This is a genomic window from Pseudomonas allii (genome assembly GCF_055380095.1).
The window spans coordinates 853,063-875,420 of sequence record NZ_AP039450.1 but is presented as its reverse complement, the minus strand read 5'-3'; the positions used below and the strand labels follow the sequence as shown (position 1 = coordinate 875,420).

Here is a 22,358-nt window from a genome sequence, read left to right as displayed (position 1 = left end):
TCGCGGTAGACGCTCAGCCATAGAGCGTCACCCTAGCCATGCACCTCCAGAGAATCCGCATGCAGACTTTTTTTATCGCGCCCACCGATTTTGGTGTGGGTCTGACCTCCATCAGCCTTGGGCTGGTGCGTACCCTTGAGCGAGCCGGACTGAAAGTCGGCTTTTTCAAGCCGATTGCCCAGCCGCACCCCGGCGACACCGGCCCCGAGCGCTCCACCGAACTGGTGGCGCGCACCCACGGCCTCAAGCCGCCACAGCCTCTGGGCCTGGCCCACGTAGAGCGCATGCTCGGCGACGGCCAGCTCGACGAGTTGCTCGAAGAGATCATCACCCTTTACCAGCAAGCCGCGGTGGGCAAGGACGTATTGATCGTCGAAGGCATGGTGCCCACCCGCAGCGCCAGCTATGCGGCACGGGTCAACCTGCACCTGGCCAAGAGCCTGGATGCGGAGGTAATCCTGGTGTCCGCCCCGGAAAACGAGGTGCTCACCGAGCTCTCCGGTCGCGTGGAATTGCAGGCCCAGCTGTTCGGCGGCCCGAAAGACCCGAAAGTGCTCGGCGTGATCCTCAACAAGGTGCGCACCGACGAAAGCATGGAAGCCTTCTCGGCACGCCTCAAGGAACATTCGCCACTGTTGCGCAGCGGTGATTTCCGCCTGCTCGGCTGCATTCCCTATCAGCCGGAACTCAACGCACCGCGTACCCGCGACGTGGCCGACCTGATGGGCGCCCAGATCCTCAACGCCGGCGACTACGAAACCCGGCGCATGACCAAGATCATCATTTGCGCGCGCACCATGCGCAACACCGTGGAGCTGCTCAAGCCCGGTGTGCTGGTGGTGACCCCCGGCGACCGCGACGACATCATCCTCGCCGTCAGCCTGGCCGCGATCAACGGCGTGCCCCTGGCCGGCCTGCTGCTGACCAGCGACACCCTGCCCGACCCGCGCATCATGGAGCTGTGCCGTGGCGCGTTCCAGGCCGGGCTACCGGTGCTGTCGGTGAGCACCGGCTCCTACGACACCGCCAACCAGCTCAACAGCCTCAACAAGGAAATCCCGATTGATGACCGCGAGCGCGCGGAAATCATCACCGATTTCGTCGCCAGCCACCTCGACGCGCGCTGGCTGCACCAACGTTGCGGCACGCCACGGGAGATGCGTCTGTCACCGGCGGTGTTCCGCTACCAATTGATCCAGCGCGCCCAGGCCGCCAACAAGCGCATCGTGCTGCCCGAAGGCAGCGAGCCGCTGACCGTGCAAGCCGCCGCGATCTGCCAGGCACGGGGCATTGCCCGCTGCGTGCTGCTGGCCAAGCCGGCTGATGTGGAAGCGGTTGCCCGCGCCCAGGGCATCGAATTGCCCGAAGGCCTGGAGATTCTCGACCCGGACCTGATCCGCCAACGCTATGTCGAGCCGATGGTGGCGCTGCGCAAGAGCAAAAGCCTCAACGCCCCCATGGCTGAGCAACAGCTGGAAGACACCGTGGTGATCGCCACCATGATGCTCGCACTGGATGAGGTGGACGGCCTGGTGTCCGGCGTCATTCACTCCACCGCCAACACCATCCGCCCTGCCCTGCAGCTGATCAAGACCGCACCGGGCTGCACCCTGGTGTCATCGGTATTCTTCATGCTGTTCCCCGAGCAGGTGCTGGTGTACGGCGACTGCGTGATGAACCCGCACCCGAGCGCCGCCGAACTGGCAGAGATTGCCCTGCAAAGCGCCGACTCGGCAGCCGCGTTCGGCATCACCCCGCGCGTGGCGATGATCAGCTATTCCAGCGGCGATTCGGCCAGCGGCGAAGAAGTGGAGAAAGTCCGCGAAGCCACCCTGCTCGCCCACGAACAGCAAAGCTCGCTGCTGATCGACGGCCCGCTGCAATACGACGCCGCCGCCAACGAAAACGTGGCCCGGCAACTGGCGCCCAACAGCCAGGTCGCCGGCAAGGCCACGGTGTTCGTGTTCCCCGATCTGAACACCGGCAACACCACGCACAAGGCCGTGCAGCGCAGTGCCGATTGCGTGAGCTTGGGGCCGATGCTCCAGGGCCTGCGCAAACCGGTCAACGACCTGCCGCGCGGCGCCCAGGTGGACGATATCGTGTACACCATCGCACTCACTGCGATCCAAGCCGCCAACCGACCTATGGATATCTAAATGCTGGATTTTCTACCTGCCGCCGTACGCGGGGTGATCGCGTCGCTGTTGCTGGCGCTGAACACGATCCTGTTGTGTTCGTTCCTGTTCATCGTGGCGTTGTTCAAGGCCCTGCCGTTTGCCAAGCGCTTCAGCGAATGGCTGATGAACCACACCCATGAGGCCTGGGTGACCAACAACAAGGGCTGGATGAACCTGGTGCGACGCACGCGCTGGCACCTCACCGGGCTGGAAGGGCTGGACTACCAGCACTCGTACCTGGTCACCAGCAACCACCAGAGCTGGGTCGACATCATGGTGCTGCAATACGTGCTGAACCGGCGGATTCGCCCACTGAAGTTCTTCCTCAAGCAGGAGCTGATCTGGGTGCCGGTGATTGGCCTGGCGTGGTGGGCGCTGGGCTTTCCGTTCATGAAGCGCTACACCAAGGCCTACCTGGAGAAGCACCCGGAAAAGAAAGGCAAGGACCTGGAAACCACTCGCAAGACCTGCGCGAAGTTTCGCGACAACCCAGTGGGCATTTTCAACTTTGCCGAGGGCACGCGGTTTACTGCCGGTAAACATGCCCAGCAGAAATCACCGTTCCGCTACCTGCTCAAGCCCAAGGCCGGTGGTATCGCGTTTGTGCTGGATGCCATGGGGGAGCAGTTGAAGTCACTGGTGAACGTGACCATTCACTACCCGGCTGGGCGCCCAGGGTATTGGGATTTGCTGTGCGGGAATGTGCAGGACGTGGTGGTGCAGTTTGAAGAGGTGCAGATCCCGGCCGAATTCATTGGCAAGAATTATGAGCAGGATGGGGAGTATCGGTTGGCGTTCCAGGGGTGGATCAACCAACTCTGGGAACAGAAGGATCAGCTACTGGAGCAACTGCACAAAGAATTCCCAGGCAAACAATGATCAAAAATGTGGGAGGGGGCTTGCCCCCGATGGCGGCGGATCAGTAACAGATGTACTGACTGACACTCCGCTATCGGGGGCAAGCCCCCTCCCACATTTGATTGCAACAGGCTTTAGATCGCGCCGCGCTGACGCAACAGCTCCAGCACTTGCTTGACGCTGTCTTCCAGCGACAGGGCCTGGGTGTCGATCACCAGATCGGCATTCAACGGCACGTCGTACGGGAAGGATTCGCCCGGGATGTTATCCCCACCGGCCGCGTATAAGCCTTGCGGATCACGCTCGGCGCACACCAGTGGCGAGGCCTGCACATAGACGGTCAGCAGGCGATCGCCGCCGATCAACGCCTTGGCCTGTTCACGGCCTTCGGCATCCGGCGCAACGAACGCAGCCAGGGTCAGCAGGCCCGCTTCGTTGAACTGACGCGCCACATGCGCGGCACGACGCCAGTTCTCGGTACGGCCGGCACGGTCCTGCGGCAAGCCCTTGTTCAGGTCGTGGCGCAGGTTCTGGCCATCCAGCACGAACACCGCACGGCCCATGTCGAACAGCTTGCGTTCAACGGCGTAGGCCAGGGTGCTCTTGCCAGCGCCGGACAGGCCGCTGAACAACACGGTGGCCGGTTGCTGGCCGAAGCGCTGGGCACGTTCTTCGGTGGACACATGGGCCAACTTGCCGTGCTTCGCCGCGCTGCTGTGACCGACCGGCGGGGAGATAATCATGCCCGCAGCCACTGTGCCATTGGTCAAACGGTCGATGACGATAAACGCACCGGTGGTGCGGTTGCTGTCGTAACCGTCCAACGCGATAGCGGCGTCGAGGCTGACCTTGACGCGACCGATCTCGTTCAGTTGCAGCGAGCTCGCCGGGCCTTCGGCAAGGGTGTTCACGTCCACGCGATGCACGATGCTGGTGATGGAACCCGGCACGTAGCTGGTGGCGCGCTTGATGTCGTATTTCTTGCCCGGCAGCATTGGTTCTTCGGCCATCCACACCAGCATGGCGTCGAAGGCGTCGGTCACTTGCGGCACGTTGTCGGCATGCACCAGCAGGTCGCCACGGGAGATGTCGATCTCGTCTTCCATGGTCAGGGTCACGGCCTGACCGGGACCTGCTTGTTCCAGCTCACCTTCGAAGGTGACGATGGATTTGACGCGGCTGCTCTTGCCCGACGGCAGCACCACGACTTCGTCGCCCTTGTGCACGATGCCGCTGGCCAGAGTGCCGGCGAAACCACGGAAATTCAGGTTCGGACGATTGACGTACTGCACCGGGAAACGCAGGTCGGTGTAGTTGCGATCGTTGGCGATCTCGACGGTTTCGAGGATCTCCATCAGCGACTGGCCGGTGTACCAGGGCGAACGCTCACTCTTGTTCACCACGTTGTCGCCCTTGAGCGCCGACATCGGCACGAAGGCCAGAGTGCTCGGCTTGAAGGCGATACCGTCGGCGAACTTCAGGTAATCGGCCTTGATCTGCTCGAATACGCCTTGGTCGAAACCGTTGATGTCCATCTTGTTGACGGCCACCACGATGTGCTTGATGCCCAGCAACGAGGCGATGAAGCTGTGGCGACGGGTCTGGGTCTGCACGCCGTAGCGCGCGTCAATCAGGATGATCGCCAGGTCACAGGTGGACGCACCGGTGGCCATGTTGCGGGTGTACTGCTCATGGCCGGGGGTGTCGGCGATGATGAATTTGCGCTTGGCGGTGGAGAAGTAGCGGTAGGCGACATCGATGGTGATGCCCTGCTCCCGCTCGGCCTGCAGGCCGTCGACCAGCAAGGCCAGGTCGATGTCGTCACCGGTGGTGCCGGACTTCTTCGAATCGCGGGTGATGGCTTCCAGGTGATCTTCGTAGATCATCTTGGAGTCGTGCAGCAGGCGCCCGATCAAGGTGCTCTTGCCGTCGTCGACGTTGCCACAGGTCAGGAAGCGCAACATTTCCTTGCGCTCGTGCTGGCCCAGGTAGGCGAGGATGTCCTCGCTGATCAAATCAGATACATGCGACATGACAGCCCCTTAGAAATAGCCTTGACGTTTTTTATCTTCCATCGAGCCTGCGCCATCGTGGTCGATGACACGGCCCTGGCGCTCGGAAGTTCGCGTCAGGAGCATTTCCTGAATGATGTCCGTCAGCGTCTCGGCTTCGGACTCCACCGCGCCCGTCAACGGGTAGCAGCCAAGGGTACGGAAACGTACTTTCTTTTTGACGATTCGGGCTTTGTCTTCGTCGGACAGGTGCTCGAGGATGCGGTCGTCGTCGATCATGATCAACGTACCGTTCTTCTCGATCACTTCACGCTCGGCGGCGAAGTACAGCGGTACGATCGGGATGCCTTCCAGGTAGATGTACTGCCAGATGTCCAGCTCGGTCCAGTTGGACAGCGGGAACACGCGGATCGACTCGCCCTTGTTGACGTTGCCGTTGTAGACATTCCACAGCTCGGGGCGCTGGTTTTTCGGGTCCCAGCGGTGCTTGCTGTCGCGGAACGAGTACACGCGCTCTTTGGCACGGGATTTCTCTTCATCGCGACGGGCACCGCCAAAGGCTGCGTCGAAACCATGCTTGTCCAGGGCCTGCTTGAGGCCTTCGGTCTTCATGATGTCGGTGTGCTTGGCGCTGCCGTGGGTGAACGGGTTGATGTTCTGCGCCACGCCGTCCGGGTTGATGTGGGTGATCAGGTCCAGGCCCAGCTCTTTGACCATCTTGTCGCGGAACGTGTACATCTCCTGGAATTTCCAGCGGGTGTCGACGTGCATCACCGGGAACGGCAGCTTGCCCGGGAAGAAGGCCTTGCGTGCCAGGTGCAGCATCACGGCGGAGTCTTTACCGATCGAGTAGAGCATCACCGGGTTGTCGAACTCGGCGGCGACCTCGCGGATGATGTGGATGCTTTCCGCCTCCAGCTGTTTCAGATGCGTCAGTTTGTCGACCATGGTTACTCACGGAAAAACGATCTTATGGACGGCCAGCGGGCCGTGTTCGAGCGGGGCATGCTAGCACAGCACCTGCTTCTATTCAGGCGGCCTACTAGACCGAAACGGTATATGAATATACCCCGGAGTTTGGGGTCAATCGCGGTCAAGTGTGGGAGGGGGCTTGCCCCCGATAGCGATGTGTCAGTCACTGCATGAGTAGCTGATCCACCGCCATCGGGGGCAAGCCCCCTCCCACATTTGTTCGGTGGTGTTTGTTAGATTGGGTTGGGGCAGTCGATGAACAAATGCTCCAACGCGAAGCGCCGCGCCAGGTAATCGCCCAGCGCCTGCACGCCGTAGCGCTCAGTGGCATGGTGACCGGCGGCGATGAAGCTGATGTCGTTTTCGCGGGCGCTGTGGAAGGTCTGCTCGGAGGCTTCGCCGCTGAGGAACAGGTCGACACCGGCCGCAATCGCGTCGTCGATGTAGCCCTGGCCACCGCCGGTGCACCAGCCGACGCGGCGGATCATCTCGCTGCCTTCGATCAGCAACGGCTCACGGCCCATGACTTCCTGTACACGGCGTGCAAAGTCGCGAGGCGACAGCGGCTCGGCGAGTGAGCCGACCAGCCCGACGATTTTGGGATTGCTCGGGTCCAGCGGGCCTTCGACGGTGATGTCCAGTTGACGGGCCAACTGCACGTTGTTGCCGACCTCCGGGTGCAGGTCCAACGGCAGGTGGTAGGCCAGCAGGCTGATGTCGTGCTTGAGCAGCGTCTTCAGGCGGCGCTGCTTCATGCCGGTGATGCACGGGTTTTCGCCTTTCCAGAAATACCCATGGTGCACCAGGATCAGATCCGCCTGGGCTTCGACGGCCGCGTCCAACAGAGCCTGGCTGGCGGTCACGCCGCTGACGATGCGCATCACCTGTGGCCGGCCCTCGACCTGCAGGCCATTGGGGCAGTAATCGGCAATTTTTGCGCTGCCGAGGTAGCGGTCTGCTTCTTCGACGAGGGTGGTAAGGGGGACGGCCATAAAAGACTCCTAAATATCCGGTTCGCAGGCGTCACAGCCTCGTATAATGCGCGACATTATGGGCGCTCTCCCGCCCCCTGCAACCTGTCAGGACTTACTTGATGCTCAAGGCGCTGCGTTTTTTTGGATGGCCATTGCTGGCTGGCGTGCTGATCGCGATGCTGATTATTCAGCGTTACCCCGAGCTGGTGGGTCTGCCCAGCCTGGATGTGAACCTGCAACAGGCGCCGCAAAGCAACTCGGTGGTGCAAGGCCCGGTGACCTACGCCGATGCCGTGGTGATCGCCGCCCCTGCCGTGGTCAACCTGTACACCACCAAGGTCATCAACAAACCGGCCCATCCACTGTTTGAAGACCCGCAGTTCCGCCGTTACTTCGGTGACAACGGGCCCAAGCAGCGTCGCATGGAGTCCAGCCTGGGTTCCGGGGTGATCATGAGCCCCGAAGGTTACATCCTTACCAACAACCACGTGACCACCGGCGCCGACCAGATCGTGGTGGCCCTGCGTGACGGTCGCGAAACCCTGGCCCGTGTGGTGGGCAGCGACCCGGAAACCGACCTTGCGGTATTGAAGATCGACTTGAAGAGCCTGCCGTCTATCACCCTGGGCCGTTCCGACGGTTTGCGCGTGGGTGACGTGGCGCTGGCCATCGGCAACCCGTTCGGCGTGGGCCAGACCGTGACCATGGGCATTATCAGTGCCACCGGGCGCAACCAGCTGGGCCTTAACAGCTACGAAGACTTCATCCAGACCGACGCGGCGATCAACCCGGGCAACTCCGGCGGCGCATTGGTGGACGCCAATGGCAACCTGACCGGCATCAACACGGCGATCTTCTCCAAGTCCGGCGGCTCGCAGGGCATCGGGTTTGCGATCCCGGTGAAGCTGGCGATGGAGGTGATGAAGTCGATCATCGAGCACGGCCAGGTGATTCGCGGCTGGCTGGGGATCGAGGTACAGCCGTTGACCAAGGAGCTGGCCGAGTCGTTTGGCTTGACCGGGCGCCCTGGCATCGTGGTCGCCGGGATCTTCCGCGATGGACCGGCGCAGAAAGCCGGCCTGCAACTGGGGGATGTGATCCTCAGCATCAACGGCGAACCGGCCGGTGATGGCCGCAAGTCGATGAACCAGGTGGCGCGGATCAAGCCGACCGACAAGGTGGCGATCCAGGTGATGCGCAACGGCAAGGAGATCAAGCTGCTGGCGGAAATCGGGCTGCGTCCGCCGCCTGCGCCGGTCAAAGAAGAGGAATAGGTCGCCGCTTGCAGGTGCCCCTTCCCGGGCACCTGTAAACGGATGTTTCGAAGCAATTCATTCTCATTAGGCATGTTATATTGTTTCAATATCGCTATTGGAACGCTCTATCATGCCGTCTCGAAGAATCGCCCCCATGGCTGGCCTGGCCTTGGGTTTGCTGCTCGACCCCGCCTTCGCCGAAGAAAACACCCTGGAACTCGACACCATCAGCGTCACCACCGACGCCTATGAGTCCGCCACCGGCCCGGTCAAAGGCTACCGCGCCACCCGCTCCGCCAGCGCGACAAAAACCGACACCGCCATTCGCGACATCCCGCAATCCATCAGCGTGATTCCCGCCACAGTGCTCAAGGACCTGGGCAGTACCAACGTGGAACGCGCCCTGGAATTTGCCGGCGGCGTGTCCAAGCAAAACAACTTCGGCGGCCTGACTCTGTACGAATACAGCGTGCGTGGCTTCACCACGTCCGAGTTCTACCAAGACGGTTTCAGCGCCAACCGTGGCTACCCGAGCACACCGGACGCGGCCAATATCGAGCGCATCGAAGTACTCAAGGGCCCCGCCGCCAACCTGTATGGGCGCGGCGATCCGGGTGGCACCGTGAATATCGTCACCAAGAAGCCCCAGCCAGAAGCCTTTACCACCGTGCAGACCAGCGCCGGCAGTTGGGACCGCTATCGCACCGCCGTGGACGTGAACACTCCGCTGGACAGCGAAGGCAACGTGCTGTCGCGGGTCAACCTGGCGGTGGAAGACAACCACAGCTTCCGCGATCACGTGCAGAGCAAGCGGGTATTCGTCGCGCCTTCGTTCAGTTGGCAACTGGACCCGGACACCAGCCTGTTGGTAGAAAGCGAATTCGTCCGCCACAGCTCGACCTTCGACCGTGGCATCGTCGACGCCCCCGGCGTATCTCGCTCCACCTTCCTGGGCGAACCCAACGACGGCGATATCGACAACCACAACAACCGTCTCCAGGCCACCCTTGAGCATCACCTCAACGATGCCTGGAAACTGCGCCTGGCCAGCCACTACAAACAAGGCAGCCTGTGGGGCGACGCCTCGGAAAACCGTGCGCTGAACATCGACGGTCATACCGTTAACCGCCGCTACCGCGAACGCTCAACCGGTTGGCACGACAGCATTACCCAACTCGAACTGCGCGGCCTGTTCGACATCGGCAGTTGGCAGCACGAACTGCTGGTCGGCACCGAATACGAGGACTACCGCAAGAAGGAGCGCGTGACCACTATCGCCGGCAGCCCCTACGCCATCGACATCTACAACCCGGTCTACGGCCAACCCAAGCCCAACGGCCAGCGCTCCGGCACCGACTTCTTCGAACAGACCAAGAGCCACGCGCTGAACCTGCAAGACCAGATCGTCTTCACCGACCGCCTGCGCGGCATGGTTGGCGCACGCTTCGAGCATTTCGAGCAGCGTATCGACGACTTCACCCGCAACCACGCCAAAGCCGAGCAAACCCACGATGCCTTTACCCAGCGCGCCGGCCTGCTCTATCAGCTCACGCCGCAAGTCGGCGTATTCGCCAATGCCTCTACTTCGTTCAAGCCCAATAGCGGGTTGGGCGCCGACAACAAGTCCTTCAAGCCTGAGGAAGGCGTGGGCTACGAAGTGGGGATCAAGAGCGAACTGTTCGACGACCGCCTAAGCGCCACCCTCGCCGCCTTCCATATCGAGAAGGAAAACGTGCTCACCCTCGACCCCGCCACCAACCTGAACCGCGCCGTGGGCAAGGCCCGCAGCCAGGGCCTCGACCTGCAACTGACCGGGCAAGTGACCGACGCCGTACGGGTGATTGGCGCGTTTGCCTACATTGATGCTGAAGTGACCAAGGGCGACAAAGTCATTCCCGCCGGCAGCCGGATTCTCGGCGTGGCCAAGCGCAGCGGCAGCCTGTTGGGGGTGTATGAGTTCCAGGATGGCGCGTTGCGGGGTTCAGACCTGGGGGCGGCGTTCACCTATGTAGGGGATCGCTCCGGCGAGGCTGGCACGGGTTTCGAGCTGCCGGCCTACCACACGGTTGATCTGCTGGCCCATTACAAGGCCACCGACAACATTACCGTGGGCTTGAACCTCAACAACCTGTTTGATGAGAAGTATTACGAGCGGTCGTACAGCAACTACTGGATCAGCCCGGGCGAACCGCGCAATTTCACGGTCAGCCTGACCCTCAACCTGTAACAAAACCAAATGTGGGAGGGGGCAAGCCCCTCCCACGCCTTGATCTTCACTTTATTCGGTTACAGCGCCTTCGGTGCGCGCTCGCAAAGGGTATTGAGCGCCTTCGCCCACTGCGGATCATCATTCAGGCACGGCACCAGCACCAGCTCCTCGCCTCCGGCCTCGCGGAACTGCTCCAGCCCGCGATCGCCGATTTCTTCCAGCGTCTCGATGCAATCGGCGACGAACGCCGGGCACATTACCAACAGCTTTTTCACGCCCTGCTGGGCCAATGCTTCAAGGCGAGCCTCGGTGTAGGGTTCGATCCACTTGGCGCGGCCCAGGCGCGATTGGAAGGCCACCGACCACTTGTCTTCGGGCAAGCCCAGGCGTGCGGCAAAGTCGCGGGCGACGCTGAAGCACTGCGCGCGATAGCAGGTCTTGAGCACCTCGGCGGACGCATTCTTGCAGCAGTCGGCATCCTTGAAGCAGTGCTGGCCGGTAGGATCGAGCTTGGTCAGGTGGCGCTCAGGCAAGCCGTGGAAACTCAACAGCAGGTGGTCATAATCCTGTTCCACGTAGGGCCGTACGCTGGCGGCCAGAGCGTCGAGATATTCGGGCTGGTCGTAGAACGGCTGCAGGATCGAGAATTGCACGTCGAGCTTTTTGTCGCGCACCACGCGCTTGGCTTCCTCGATCACCGTGGTCACGGTGCTGTCGGCAAATTGCGGGTACAACGGCGCCAGGGTGACCTGACGGATGCCTTGGGCTGCGAGGCGGGTCAGCACGCTTTCAATCGATGGCTCGCCATAGCGCATTGCCAATTCCACCGGGCCCTGGGTCCACTGCGCGGTCATCTGCTGTTGCAGGCGACGACTGAGTACCACCAGCGGCGAACCCTCGTCCCACCAGATGGAGGCGTAGGCATGCGCCGACTGCTCAGGGCGCTTGATCAGGATCAGCGACACCAGCAAGCGCCGCACCGGCCACGGCAGGTCGATCACATAAGGGTCCATCAGGAACTGATTGAGGTAGCTGCGCACATCCGCCACCGAAGTGGACGCCGGCGAGCCCAGGTTGACCAGTAACAACGCGTGATCCGTCATGCAACATCCTATCTTTAGAGGCGGCTGGACAAGTCATCCAAAGCCGCACGCAACTCAGTGAACTGGAAAGTGAAACCGGCAGCCAGCAAGCGCTCGGGCAGCGCCTTCTGCCCGCCCAGCAACAGGCCGGACAACTCGCCCAGGCCCACCTTCAATGCAAAGGCCGGCATCGGCATGAACGCCGGGCGGTGCAGCACCTGGCCCAGGGTTTTCGCAAACTCGCGATTGCGCACCGGGTGTGGCGCGCAGGCATTATAAGGACCGCTGGCGTCAGGCTGGTGCAGAAGAAAATCAATCAGGGCGATTTGATCCTCGATATGCACCCACGGCATCCACTGCCGACCACTGCCGATAGGCCCGCCCAGCGCCAGTTTGAACGGCAGCAACAGCCGCGACAAAAAGCCGCCCTGCGCCGCCAGCACCAGGCCGGTACGTACCAGCACCACACGCATCCCCAGAGCTTCGGCGCGCTGGGCGGTTTCTTCCCAGGCGATGCACAGCTGGCTGGGGAAATCGTCCTGCACCGGGCCGTTGGCTTCGGTCAGTTCGCGCTCGCCGCCATCGCCATACCAGCCCACTGCCGAACCGGAAATCAACACCGCCGGTTTTTGTTCCAGGCCCTCAAGCCACGTCAGCAAGGTCTCGGTAAGACTGATTCGGCTGCTCCACAACAGCGCCTTGCGCTTGTGGGTCCAGGGGCGGTCGGCAATGGGCGCGCCCGCCAGGTTAATGACCGCGTCGACCGGGCCGATAACCTCTTGCAGGCGGCTGACTCCCGACACCTGGGCGCCGCACACCTTGGCAACCTGATCCGCGTGGCGACTCCACACGGTCAGGCGATGGCCTTGGGTGAGCCAGTGTTGGCAGAGTTGGCGGCCAATCAAACCAGTACCGCCGGTCAGCAAAATATGCATGGGACGCTCCTCATGTAACGTTCGCCGCCGATCACTGGTCTATTTTATAAACAGGGATCATTTGTTAGCAGGCGTAACGCTGGCTTAAGCCTCAGCTTTAACCATAGGTTACGCCGTTAGAACAGGTACGCCAAAACTTATACCAAAAAACAATATTGTACAGCTATTGGTGTCCGCGTAGTCTGTGCACAACGGTAAAACGAGGCCTCCCATGACTGTTCCCATCGCGATCATCGGCACCGGCATCGCCGGTCTCTCCGCCGCCCGAGCGTTACGAGACGCGGGGCACGCTGTACAACTCTTCGATAAAAGCCGCGGCAGTGGTGGGCGCATGTCCAGCAAGCGCAGCGATGCCGGCTCCCTGGACATGGGCGCGCAATACTTCACCGCCCGCGACCGGCGCTTCGTCAACGAAGTGCAACGCTGGCAAAGCCACGGTTGGGCCGAGCAATGGAAGCCCCAGTTGTACAACTTCAAGTCCGGTCAGCTCACTCCCTCCCCCGATGAACAGATCCGCTGGGTCGGCACGCCGCGCATGAGCGCGATCACCCGCGCCCTGCTCGATGACCTGCCGGTGGTGTTCGGTTGCCGCATCACCGAGGTGTTCCAGGGCAAACACCACTGGAACCTGCTGGACGCCGACGGCGAAAACCATGGCCCCTTCAGCCACGTAATCATCGCCACGCCTGCGCCCCAGGCCACCGCCCTGCTGGCCGCCGCGCCCAAGCTGGCGAGCGCCGCCGCCGGGGTGAAAATGGACCCGACCTGGGCCATCGCCCTGGCCTTCGATAAACCCCTGGATACCGCCATGGAGGGCTGCTTTGTGCAAGACAGCCCCCTCGACTGGCTCGCGCGCAACCGCAGCAAACCTGGGCGCGATACCACCCTCGACACCTGGGTACTGCACGCCACCAGCGCATGGAGCAAGGCACACCTGGACCTGCCCAAAGAGGCGGTGATCGAGCACCTGCACGGCGCCTTCGCCGAACTGCTGCACAGCGCCATGCCGGCGCCGTCATTCAGCCTGGCGCACCGCTGGCTCTATGCTCGACCATCCAGCAGCCACGAATTCGGCGTACTGGCCGATGCCGACCTGGGCCTTTACGTGTGTGGCGACTGGTGCCTGTCGGGCCGCGTGGAAGGTGCCTGGCTCAGCGGCCAGGAAGCCGCACGACGCTTGATCGAGCACCAGCAATGAACCGCATCAATCCCGCCAAATTGCTGCTGTCAAAATGGACGGCAGCCCACCCTCGCAACAAAGAAAAACACTTCCTGGTCACCGAGCTGTTTCGTGATGAGGAAGGCACGGTGTTGGACATTGAACTACAAGCCGTGATGACGCACCGCAGCGAACGCCTGCCCTGGCAAACCCTGCAAGATATCGACGCCTGGAAAATCGGCTGGAAATAGCGCACTCGCAAAACTTGTACAAATAATTTGACTTGTACAGCATCGAACCTATGATGAGATTTAGTTGTACAGGATTTATATCTTGTACAGGAATCTCGCAGAGGGTTCGTGTATGTCCAGCACCACCAAACCGAAGATCGCCATCAGCGCCTGCCTGTTGGGCGAGAACGTGCGCTTCAACGGCGGCCATAAACAATCCCCGTTGTGCAGCCAGACCCTCGCCGACTATTTCGACTTCGTGCCACTGTGCCCCGAGGTCGCCATCGGCCTGGGCATTCCACGCGAACCGATCCGCCTGGTAGGCGACCCCGCCCACCCGCAAGCCGTCGGCACCGTGAACCGCGAGTTGAACGTCACCCAGCCGCTGGACGATTACGGCCAGCAGATGGCTGCGGAACATACCGATCTGTGCGGCTACATCTTCATGCAGAAATCGCCGTCATGCGGCCTGGAGCGGGTCAAGGTCTATCGTGACAATGGAACGCCGGTGGACGGCGGCGGGCGCGGCATTTACGCCCAGGCCTTCTGTGCGCGCCATCCCAACCTGCCGGTGGAAGAAGACGGTCGGCTGAACGACCCGGTGCTGCGGGAAAACTTCCTGACCCGCGTATTCGTCTACGCCAGCTGGCAGAAACTGTTGGCCGAAGGCCTGACCCGCCACCGCCTGCTGGCCTTTCATTCGCGCTACAAATACTTGTTGATGGCCCACAGCCCGGCACACTACAAAAGCCTTGGCCACCTGCTGGGCAGCATGAACAAGGGCACCCAGCTCGATGAATTGGCGACCCGTTATTTCAGCGACTTGATGACCGGCCTCACCCAATGCGCCACCCGTGGCACCCACACCAACGTGCTGCAACACATCAGCGGTTACCTCAAGCAGGTCATCAGCGCCGATGACAAGCAGGAAATGCAGACCGTCATCGGCCAGTACCGCCACGGCATCGTGCCGCTGGTGGTGCCGCTGACCCTCCTCAAACACCACTTTCGCCAACACCCGGACCGCTACATCGCGCAGCAGGCCTACCTGCAACCGCACCCGGAAAACCTCAGCCTGCGAAATGCGATCTAGACCATGAAAGCTGCCCTGCTAGACGAACCCGGTGAAGACATCGCCCAAGCCCTGGAAGATGGCTGGCTGCCGATCCGCGAAGTGGCGCGCCAGACCGGCGTCAACGCCGTGACCCTGCGCGCCTGGGAACGCCGTTACGGCCTGATCGTGCCCCAGCGCACGCCCAAGGGCCATCGGCTGTTCAGTGCCGAGCATGTGCAGCGCATCCACACCATCCTCACCTGGCTCAATCGCGGCGTGCCGGTGAGCCAGGTCAAAGGCCTGATCGACTCCGCCCAGTCCGTTCCCGAGGCGGTGGAAAACGAGTGGCACAGCCTGCGCCAGAACCTGGTGCAGGCCATCAGCGAATTGAGCGAACGCCGGGTCGATGACGCCTTCAACCAGGCCATGGCGCTGTACCCGCCGCGCACGTTGAGCGAGCAATTGATGCTGCCTCTGCTGCGAGAGCTGGAACAGCGTTGGCAAGGCCAGTTCGGCGCGCAGATGGAGCGGGTGTTTTTCCTCTCATGGCTGCGCAGCAAATTCGGCGCACGCATCTACCACAACAATCGCCAGCTGCACGGCGCGCCATTGTTGCTGGTCAATCAGTCCGACCTGCCCCTGGAGCCACACCTGTGGCTCAGCGCCTGGCTCGCCAGCAGCGCCGATTGCCCGGTGGAGGTGTTCGACTGGCCGTTGCCCGCCGGTGAACTGGCCCTGGCGGTGGAGCACCTGCAACCGCGGGCCGTGCTGCTGTATTCGAGCAGAGCGCTGCATGTGTCGGTGCTGGCAAAACTTTTGGTCGGCGTCCGTTGCCCAAAGTTGATCGTCGGACCAACGGTATGCATCCACCAGGCCGAGTTGGCCGTATTAACCCATGACATCCCTGAATTGTTCGTCGCCGAAGAGTTGTTGTCGGCCCACCAGCTACTGATCCAGCGTGGACTCGTTTAAATGCATTTGATCTGGCTGCGCACCGACCTGCGCCTACACGACAACACCGCCCTGACCGCCGCAAGCCAGCGGGGGCCGATCGCCGCCGTGTACCTGATCACGCCCGAACAATGGCTGGCCCATGACGATGCACCGTGCAAAGTGGATTTCTGGCTGCGCAATCTGGATGAGCTGAGCAAGACCCTCGGCAAGCTGAACATTCCCCTGCTGATCCGTACCGCAACCACCTGGGACCAGGTGCCCGACGTGCTGGGCACGCTGTGCCGTGAACTGGCGGTGGAGTCGGTGCACGTCAATGAGGAATACGGCATCCATGAAAGCCGTCGTGATGCGGCCGTGTCCAAGGCATTGGAGTCGGCGGGCATCAGCTTCCACAGCTACCTGGACCAGCTGTTCTTCCAGCCCGGTAGCGTGTTGACCAAGACCGGTACTTACTTCCAGGTGTTCAGCCAGTTCCGCAAGGTCTGCTACAGCCGCCTGCACAGCGCCCTGCCCCGGATAGTCGCGGCCCCCAAGGCCCAGGCTGCGCTCACGCTAAAAAGCGACCCGGTCCCGAAGACAGTCGACGGTTTCGAGCCGCCCAGCGAGACTCTGCGTGCCCTCTGGCCTGCTGGTGAAGACGAAGCCCGGCGCCGCCTCGACGCGTTCGCCGACCAGCAGATCAGCTACTACAAGGACGAACGCGACTTCCCCGCCAAGCCCGGCACCAGCCAGCTGTCGGCGTACCTCGCCGCCGGCGTGATATCGCCGCGCCAGTGCCTGCACGCCGCGCTGCAAACCAACGGCGGCGAGTTTGAAAGCGGCGACATGGGCGCCATCACCTGGATCAACGAACTGCTGTGGCGTGAGTTCTACAAACACATCCTGGTGGGTTACCCACGGGTATCGCGCCACCGGGCGTTCCGCCCCGAGACCGAAGCCGTCGCCTGGCGCAATGCGCCCAAGGACCTGGCCGCCTGGCAGCAAGCGCGCACCGGCCTGCCGATCATCGACGCCGCCATGCGCCAACTGCTCGAAACCGGCTGGATGCACAACCGCCTGCGCATGGTGGTGGCGATGTTCCTGACCAAGAACCTGCTGATCGACTGGCGCGAGGGCGAGCGTTTCTTCATGCGCCATCTGATCGACGGCGACCTGGCGGCCAATAACGGCGGCTGGCAGTGGAGTTCGTCCACCGGCACCGACTCGGCGCCATACTTCCGGATTTTCAGCCCCTTGAGCCAGTCGGAAAAATTCGACAGCGAAGGGCTGTTCATCAAGCACTGGCTGCCGGAACTGGCCGCGTTGAATAAAAAGGAAGTACACAACCCCGAAGCCGCCGGTGGTTTGTTCGGCGTAGCCGATTACCCGCGCTCGATTGTCGACCTGAAAAAGTCCCGTGAACGCGCCCTGGCCGCCTTCCGCAGCCTGCCCTCGCGACAAGCCGCAGGGGGCGAGTATGAGTGACTTCCTGCGCCGCTTCGCCCAGGCCTTTTCCACGCTGGACAAGCACAACCTGCACCTGCTCGACAGCCTGTACAGCCAGGACATCCGCTTTACCGACCCGCTGCACGAAGTGCAGGGCCTGCCCGCCCTGCACCGCTACTTCGTCGAGCTGTACAGCAACGTCAGCCAGCTACGCTTCGACTTCCATGGTTTCGACCAGGTAGCTGAAGGTGAAGGTTACCTGCGCTGGAAAATGAGTTTCTGCCACCCACGCCTGGCCAACGGCAAGGTGATCCGGGTGGAAGGCTGTTCGCACTTGATGTGGCGCGACAAGGTATACCGCCACCGCGATTATTTCGATGCCGGCGCCATGCTCTACGAACACTTGCCCGTGTTGGGCAACGTCGTTGGCTGGCTGAAAAGGAGAATGGGATGAGCCGTACATTGCCTCGCCGTTATTGGCTGACCGGCGCCAGCAGTGGCATCGGTGCCGCGCTGGCCGTGGAGTTGCTCAACAGCGGCGCCCACGTCGCCTTGAGCTCACGCTCGAAAGGCCCACTGGAAGCCCTCGCCCAACGTTACCCTGGCCAGGTGCTGGTGGTGGCCGGCGACCTGACCAACAGCCAGACCGTGCGCGAGATTGGTGAACGCATTGGCGTGGCCTGGGGCGCCCTGGACACGGTCATCCTCAATGCCGGCACCTGTGAATACGTGGATGCCCGGCAGTTTGACTCATCGATCATCGAGCACGTGGTGCGTACCAACCTGTTGGCCAGCAGTTATTGCATCGAAGCCGCCCTGCCGCTGCTGCGCGCCGGGCACACGCCGCACCTGGTGGGTGTCGCCAGCGCCGTGACCTACCTGCCGATGCCCCGCGCCGAGGCCTATGGCGCGTCCAAGGCTGGTCTGCGCTACCTGTTCGAATCCTTGCGCATCAGCCTGTCGCCGGAAAATATCGATGTCACCGTGATCAGCCCGGGCTTTGTCGACACACCACTGACCGAGCGCAATGACTTCCCCATGCCGCTTAGTTGGCCGGCGGATAAAGCCGCACGGCACATTTTCGCCAAGCTGGAAAAGCGCCCGCTGGAAATCGCCTTTCCTGCACTGTTCATCGCCACGTTGTGGCCCCTGTCGAAACTGCCGAACCGTGCGCAACTGATCATCGGCAAGCGCATGTTGCGCAGCCCGCCGCCGAAAAAGGACGACCTGTGAAGATCGCCATTATCGGCAGCGGCATCGCCGGGCTGACCAGCGCCTATCTGCTCAGCCGCCGTCACGACATCACCCTGTTCGAAGCGGGCGACCGCATCGGCGGGCATACCCACACGGTCAACGTCACCGTCGAGGGTAAACGCTACGCGGTCGACACCGGCTTCATTGTGTTCAACGACTGGACCTACCCCAACTTCATCCGCCTGCTGGGGCAGATCGGGGTGGCGTTCAAACCGACCGAGATGAGCTTTTCGGTGTGCGACGAGCACACCCGGTTCGAGTACAACGGCAACAACCTCAACAGCCTGTTTGCCCAACGTCGCAACATCCTGTCGCCGGGGTTCTGGGGCATGTTGCGCGATATCCTGCGCTTTAATCGCCAGGCGCCGCTGGACCTGCAGGAGCAGCGCATCAGCGCCGACATGACCCTGGGCGACTACCTCAGCGCCGGAGGTTACGGCGAGCGGTTTGTGCGGCACTACATCGTGCCGATGGGCGCGGCGATCTGGTCGATGTCCCTGGCCGATATGCTGGGGTTCCCGTTGCAGTTCTTTGTACGTTTTTTCAAGAACCACGGGTTGCTCTCGGTGAACAACCGTCCGCAGTGGTGTGTGATCGAAGGTGGTTCAAGCAACTACATCGAACCCTTGACCCGCAGTTTTCGCGAACAGATCCGCCTCAATTGCCCTGTGCATAAAGTGGCGCGCACCGACGACGGTGTGGTTATCCACAGCCCGGCCGGCAGTGAAGTCTTTGATCGCGTGGTGTTCGCCTGCCACAGCGACCAGGCCCTGGCGTTGCTGGCCGACCCGAGCCAGGCCGAACAGGAGATCCTCGGCGCCATGCCCTACGCCGATAACGACGTGGTGCTGCACACCGACACGCGCCTGTTGCCCGACCGCAAACTCGCCTGGGCCAGCTGGAATTACCGGCTGACCGGCAATCGCCAGGCACAGGCGGCGGTGACCTATGACATGAACATCCTGCAAGGCATCGACAGCGCCACCACGTTTTGCGTCAGCCTCAACCAGACGCCAATGATCAACCCGCTGAAGGTGCTGGCCCGCTACACCTACGCCCACCCGCAATACAGCCTGGCGGCGGTGGCGGCACAAGCGCGTCGCGAGGAAATATCCGGTGTGCGCCAGACGTTTTACTGCGGCGCGTACTGGGCCAACGGTTTTCACGAAGACGGCGTGGTCAGTGCATTGCGCGTGGCCGAAGCCTTTGGGGAAACCCTGTGAACAGCGCCCTTTACAGCGGCTGGATCGCCCATCGGCGGTTTGCGCCCAAGGCCCATGCCTTTCGCTACCGCATCGGCCTGCTGTACCTGGATTTGAGCGAAGAACACCAAGTGCTCGGGCTCTCGCCCCTGGCCGGTCGCAGTCGCCTGGCCCCCTTCGGTTTTCGCCAGCAGGATTACCTGCGTGAATGGACGCGCACCGGCATGAACTTGAGCGATGCCGTGCGCCAGGAAGTCGGCAAGGCACTGGGGCATAAACCCCAGGGCGTTATCTGCCTACTGACCCAGGCCCGCAGTTGGGGCCTGGCTTTTAACCCCGTGAGTTTCTTCTACTGCTTCGAGGCCGACGGACTTCTGGCCGCGATCCTGTGTGAAGTGACCAACACCCCATGGCGCGAACGCTATCACTACGTGCTACCGGCCCAGGCCCTGGGCGCCGATGAGCACCAGCATTTCGCCGTGGCCAAGGCCTTTCATGTGTCGCCGTTTCTACCTCGCGACCTGGAATACCGCATGAGCTTCAGCCCTCCTGCCGCCAGGCTCGGCGTGCACATGGCCGATTGGCAGGGCACGCAGAAAATCTTCGACGCCACGTTGAGCCTGGAGAAAGAAACGCTGGATCGCAACAGCCTGCATCGCTACCTGTGGCGCTTCCCCTGGATGACCGCCAAGACCTGTCTCGCCATTTATTGGCAGGCTCTGCGCCTGTTGCTCAAACGCACGCCGATTTTTTCCCACCGGGCCGCCGATGGCCCCTCTCGCACCGCAGTCGGGTACACCAAGGATCGCCGCCATGAAATCCCCTAGCTTATCGGTCAAGACTCACCGCCTGAACGTCAACGGCATGACCGCCGCGCTGCTGCGCAAGGCGGTGTTGCGCCAGCTCAGCCAACTGCGCCATGGCCAGCTAGTGGTGATCGAGGACGGCGAGCGGCAAGTGTTCGGCGCACGGGAAGCGCACTTGCTGGGAGAAATCCAGATTCTGGATTCTGCCGTATGGGGCCTGGTGGCCGCCAACGGATCCATCGGCGCCGGCGAAGCGTTTATCCACGGTTACTGGACCAGCCCGGACCTGACCGCCGTGGTGCGCGTGATGGTCAGCAACCTGGACGTGCTCGATGCAATGGAAGGCGGCCTGGCACGCCTGGCGCGGCCATTCACCCAGGGCCTGCACTGGCTCAACCGCAACACGCGCAAGGGCTCGCAGAAGAACATCGCCGCCCACTACGACCTGGGCAACGACCTGTTCGAAGAATTCCTCGACCCGACCATGATGTACTCGGCGGCGCAGTTCCTGACGCCCGACGACACCCTTGAACAGGCGCAGTTGAACAAGCTGGAGCGCATCTGCCAGAAGCTTGCCCTCAAACGCACCGACCACCTGCTGGAAATCGGCACCGGTTGGGGCAGCATGGCATTGTACGCGGCGCAGCATTACGGCTGCCAGGTCACCACCACGACCTTGTCCAAGGAACAGTTCGCCTACACCCAACAGCGCATCGAAGCCCAGGGGTTGCAAGGCCAGGTCACGCTGCTGCTGCAGGACTACCGCGACCTCACCGGCCAATACGACAAGCTGGTGTCCATCGAGATGATCGAGGCGGTGGGCCATCGCTTCCTGCCGACCTACTTCAAACAGTGCGCGCATTTGCTCAAGAATGATGGGCTGATGTTGCTGCAAGCCATCACCATTCGTGAGCAACGCTTTGAACAGGCCAAGCGCAGCGTGGATTTTATCCAGCGCTATATCTTCCCGGGCGGCGCCCTACCCTGTGTGCAGAACATGCTGCACATCGTCAGCCGCGACACCGACATGAACCTGCTGCACATGGAAGATTTCGGCCTGCACTACGCACGAACCCTGCGCCTGTGGCATGAGAACTTCCGCCGCGCCCACGGTCGCCTCGCAGAGTTGGGCTACGACGAATACTTCCTGCGCCTGTGGGAGTTTTACCTGTGCTACTGCGAAGGCGGCTTCATGGAGCGCACCATTGGCACCGCGCAATTGCTGCTGGCCAAGCCGTCGGCGATCAACCCGCCGCTGCTCGGGCGCTTCAATGCTTAAGACGCTGGCCAATGCCGTGCTGTTTCAGTGCGGTTGGTTTGCTTGTGTGCTGGGTGGGGACAGCGCGTGGTTAATGGTGGGGCTTGCCGTGCTGGCAATTCACCTGCTGTGGATAAGTTCGTGGGCTCAGGACGGCAGGTTGATCCTGGGCGTAACGTTGTTGGGCACGTTGGTGGATACGGTGTTGCGCACCGTTGGTTTCTTTCAATTCATCGAACCTGGGCCTTTGATTCCGCTCTGGTTGATACTGCTATGGGCGCTACTGGCAACCACATTGCGTCACTGCCTGGCCTGGAGTACACAACCTTGGTGGCGCGCAGCCTTACTGGGCGCCGTGGGTGGACCAATGTCCTACTACGCCGGCAGTCAATTGGCAGGCGTGAGTTTCGGGTACGCCCTGGGGCCGAGCCTGTTCGGATTGGCGCTGCTGTGGGCTTTGCTTTTCGTACTGCTGGCACGCGCCGCCACAAAAAACTGAAACCGGTCGGCTTTTACTTGCAGCTTGCCGCTCAAAGCT

General features: G+C 61.9%; 20 protein-coding genes. 15 read left to right on the top strand and 5 right to left on the bottom strand.

Going from position 1 to position 22,358, the window contains the following annotated elements:
* Positions 1 to 59: 59 nt before the first annotated feature.
* Positions 60 to 2,159 carry a phosphate acetyltransferase gene (pta, locus tag ACZ445_RS03835; protein ID WP_025856577.1) on the top strand — a complete coding sequence of 700 codons (2,100 nt, stop codon included), beginning with the start codon at positions 60 to 62 and terminating at the stop codon, positions 2,157 to 2,159.
* The gene (locus ACZ445_RS03830; protein ID WP_058423083.1) at positions 2,160 to 3,059 is read left to right on the top strand and encodes an acyltransferase; all 900 of its coding nucleotides are present in this window, start codon (positions 2,160 to 2,162) and stop codon (positions 3,057 to 3,059) included.
* A 113-nt stretch (positions 3,060 to 3,172) separates the two neighbouring features.
* On the opposite strand, the gene cysN is transcribed toward ACZ445_RS03830, so the two are convergent.
* From cysN to ACZ445_RS03815, 3 genes are all read right to left on the bottom strand, one after another.
* On the bottom strand, positions 3,173 to 5,071 hold the full coding sequence (cysN, locus tag ACZ445_RS03825) for a sulfate adenylyltransferase subunit CysN (protein ID WP_464707996.1): 1,899 nt from the start codon (positions 5,069 to 5,071) through the stop codon (positions 3,173 to 3,175).
* A 9-nt stretch (positions 5,072 to 5,080) separates the two neighbouring features.
* Entirely contained in the window at positions 5,081 to 5,998 is a 918-nt protein-coding gene (gene cysD / locus ACZ445_RS03820; RefSeq protein ID WP_058423085.1) for a sulfate adenylyltransferase subunit CysD, read from the bottom strand.
* Between the two features lie 257 nt (positions 5,999 to 6,255).
* Complete coding sequence (locus tag ACZ445_RS03815; protein ID WP_071494214.1) at positions 6,256 to 7,014, bottom strand: Nif3-like dinuclear metal center hexameric protein; 759 nt, start codon at positions 7,012 to 7,014, stop codon at positions 6,256 to 6,258.
* A 101-nt stretch (positions 7,015 to 7,115) separates the two neighbouring features.
* On the opposite strand from ACZ445_RS03815, the gene algW reads away from it, so the two are divergent.
* Positions 7,116 to 8,270 carry a Do family serine endopeptidase AlgW gene (algW, locus tag ACZ445_RS03810; protein WP_058423087.1) on the top strand — a complete coding sequence of 385 codons (1,155 nt, stop codon included), beginning with the start codon at positions 7,116 to 7,118 and terminating at the stop codon, positions 8,268 to 8,270.
* 112 nt (positions 8,271 to 8,382) lie between these two features.
* Positions 8,383 to 10,479 (top strand): TonB-dependent siderophore receptor, encoded by a 2,097-nt coding sequence (locus ACZ445_RS03805; RefSeq protein WP_464707995.1) that lies wholly within the window; start codon positions 8,383 to 8,385, stop codon positions 10,477 to 10,479.
* A gap of 59 nt (positions 10,480 to 10,538) precedes the next feature.
* Here ACZ445_RS03805 and hemH read toward each other — a convergent pair whose 3' ends face one another.
* Positions 10,539 to 11,564 carry a ferrochelatase gene (gene hemH / locus ACZ445_RS03800; RefSeq protein WP_464707994.1) on the bottom strand — a complete coding sequence of 342 codons (1,026 nt, stop codon included), beginning with the start codon at positions 11,562 to 11,564 and terminating at the stop codon, positions 10,539 to 10,541.
* A gap of 14 nt (positions 11,565 to 11,578) precedes the next feature.
* A complete protein-coding gene (locus tag ACZ445_RS03795; RefSeq protein WP_310863434.1) occupies positions 11,579 to 12,478 on the bottom strand; it encodes a TIGR01777 family oxidoreductase in 900 nt (299 codons plus the stop codon).
* Between the two features lie 211 nt (positions 12,479 to 12,689).
* On the opposite strand from ACZ445_RS03795, the gene ACZ445_RS03790 reads away from it, so the two are divergent.
* The 11 genes from ACZ445_RS03790 (at position 12,690) to ACZ445_RS03740 (ending at position 22,319) form a co-directional block, all read left to right on the top strand.
* On the top strand, positions 12,690 to 13,676 hold the full coding sequence (locus ACZ445_RS03790) for an NAD(P)/FAD-dependent oxidoreductase (RefSeq protein ID WP_058423091.1): 987 nt from the start codon (positions 12,690 to 12,692) through the stop codon (positions 13,674 to 13,676).
* A complete protein-coding gene (locus ACZ445_RS03785; RefSeq protein WP_058423092.1) occupies positions 13,673 to 13,888 on the top strand; it encodes a TIGR02450 family Trp-rich protein in 216 nt (71 codons plus the stop codon). The genes ACZ445_RS03790 and ACZ445_RS03785 overlap by 4 nt, the downstream gene beginning before the upstream one ends.
* 112 nt (positions 13,889 to 14,000) lie before the next feature.
* Positions 14,001 to 14,960, top strand: coding sequence for a YbgA family protein (locus ACZ445_RS03780; RefSeq protein WP_464707993.1), 960 nt, complete (start codon positions 14,001 to 14,003; stop codon positions 14,958 to 14,960).
* A 3-nt stretch (positions 14,961 to 14,963) separates the two neighbouring features.
* On the top strand, positions 14,964 to 15,893 hold the full coding sequence (locus tag ACZ445_RS03775; protein WP_058423094.1) for a MerR family transcriptional regulator: 930 nt from the start codon (positions 14,964 to 14,966) through the stop codon (positions 15,891 to 15,893).
* A complete protein-coding gene (gene phrB / locus ACZ445_RS03770; RefSeq protein WP_179029649.1) occupies positions 15,894 to 17,339 on the top strand; it encodes a deoxyribodipyrimidine photo-lyase in 1,446 nt (481 codons plus the stop codon).
* Entirely contained in the window at positions 17,332 to 17,754 is a 423-nt protein-coding gene (locus ACZ445_RS03765) for a nuclear transport factor 2 family protein (RefSeq protein WP_058423096.1), read from the top strand. The genes phrB and ACZ445_RS03765 overlap by 8 nt, the downstream gene beginning before the upstream one ends.
* A complete protein-coding gene (locus ACZ445_RS03760; RefSeq protein ID WP_179029650.1) occupies positions 17,751 to 18,533 on the top strand; it encodes an SDR family NAD(P)-dependent oxidoreductase in 783 nt (260 codons plus the stop codon). The genes ACZ445_RS03765 and ACZ445_RS03760 overlap by 4 nt, the downstream gene beginning before the upstream one ends.
* Positions 18,530 to 19,777: an NAD(P)/FAD-dependent oxidoreductase gene (locus ACZ445_RS03755; RefSeq protein WP_058423098.1), complete on the top strand. Its 1,248-nt coding sequence runs from the start codon at positions 18,530 to 18,532 to the stop codon at positions 19,775 to 19,777. Before ACZ445_RS03760 ends, ACZ445_RS03755 begins: the two co-directional genes overlap by 4 nt.
* The gene (locus ACZ445_RS03750) at positions 19,774 to 20,583 is read left to right on the top strand and encodes a DUF1365 domain-containing protein (RefSeq protein WP_058423099.1); all 810 of its coding nucleotides are present in this window, start codon (positions 19,774 to 19,776) and stop codon (positions 20,581 to 20,583) included. The genes ACZ445_RS03755 and ACZ445_RS03750 overlap by 4 nt, the downstream gene beginning before the upstream one ends.
* Entirely contained in the window at positions 20,570 to 21,841 is a 1,272-nt protein-coding gene (locus ACZ445_RS03745) for an SAM-dependent methyltransferase (protein ID WP_179029651.1), read from the top strand. Before ACZ445_RS03750 ends, ACZ445_RS03745 begins: the two co-directional genes overlap by 14 nt.
* The gene (locus tag ACZ445_RS03740; RefSeq protein ID WP_058423101.1) at positions 21,834 to 22,319 is read left to right on the top strand and encodes a DUF2878 domain-containing protein; all 486 of its coding nucleotides are present in this window, start codon (positions 21,834 to 21,836) and stop codon (positions 22,317 to 22,319) included. Before ACZ445_RS03745 ends, ACZ445_RS03740 begins: the two co-directional genes overlap by 8 nt.
* The last annotated feature ends 39 nt before the right edge of the window (positions 22,320 to 22,358 follow it).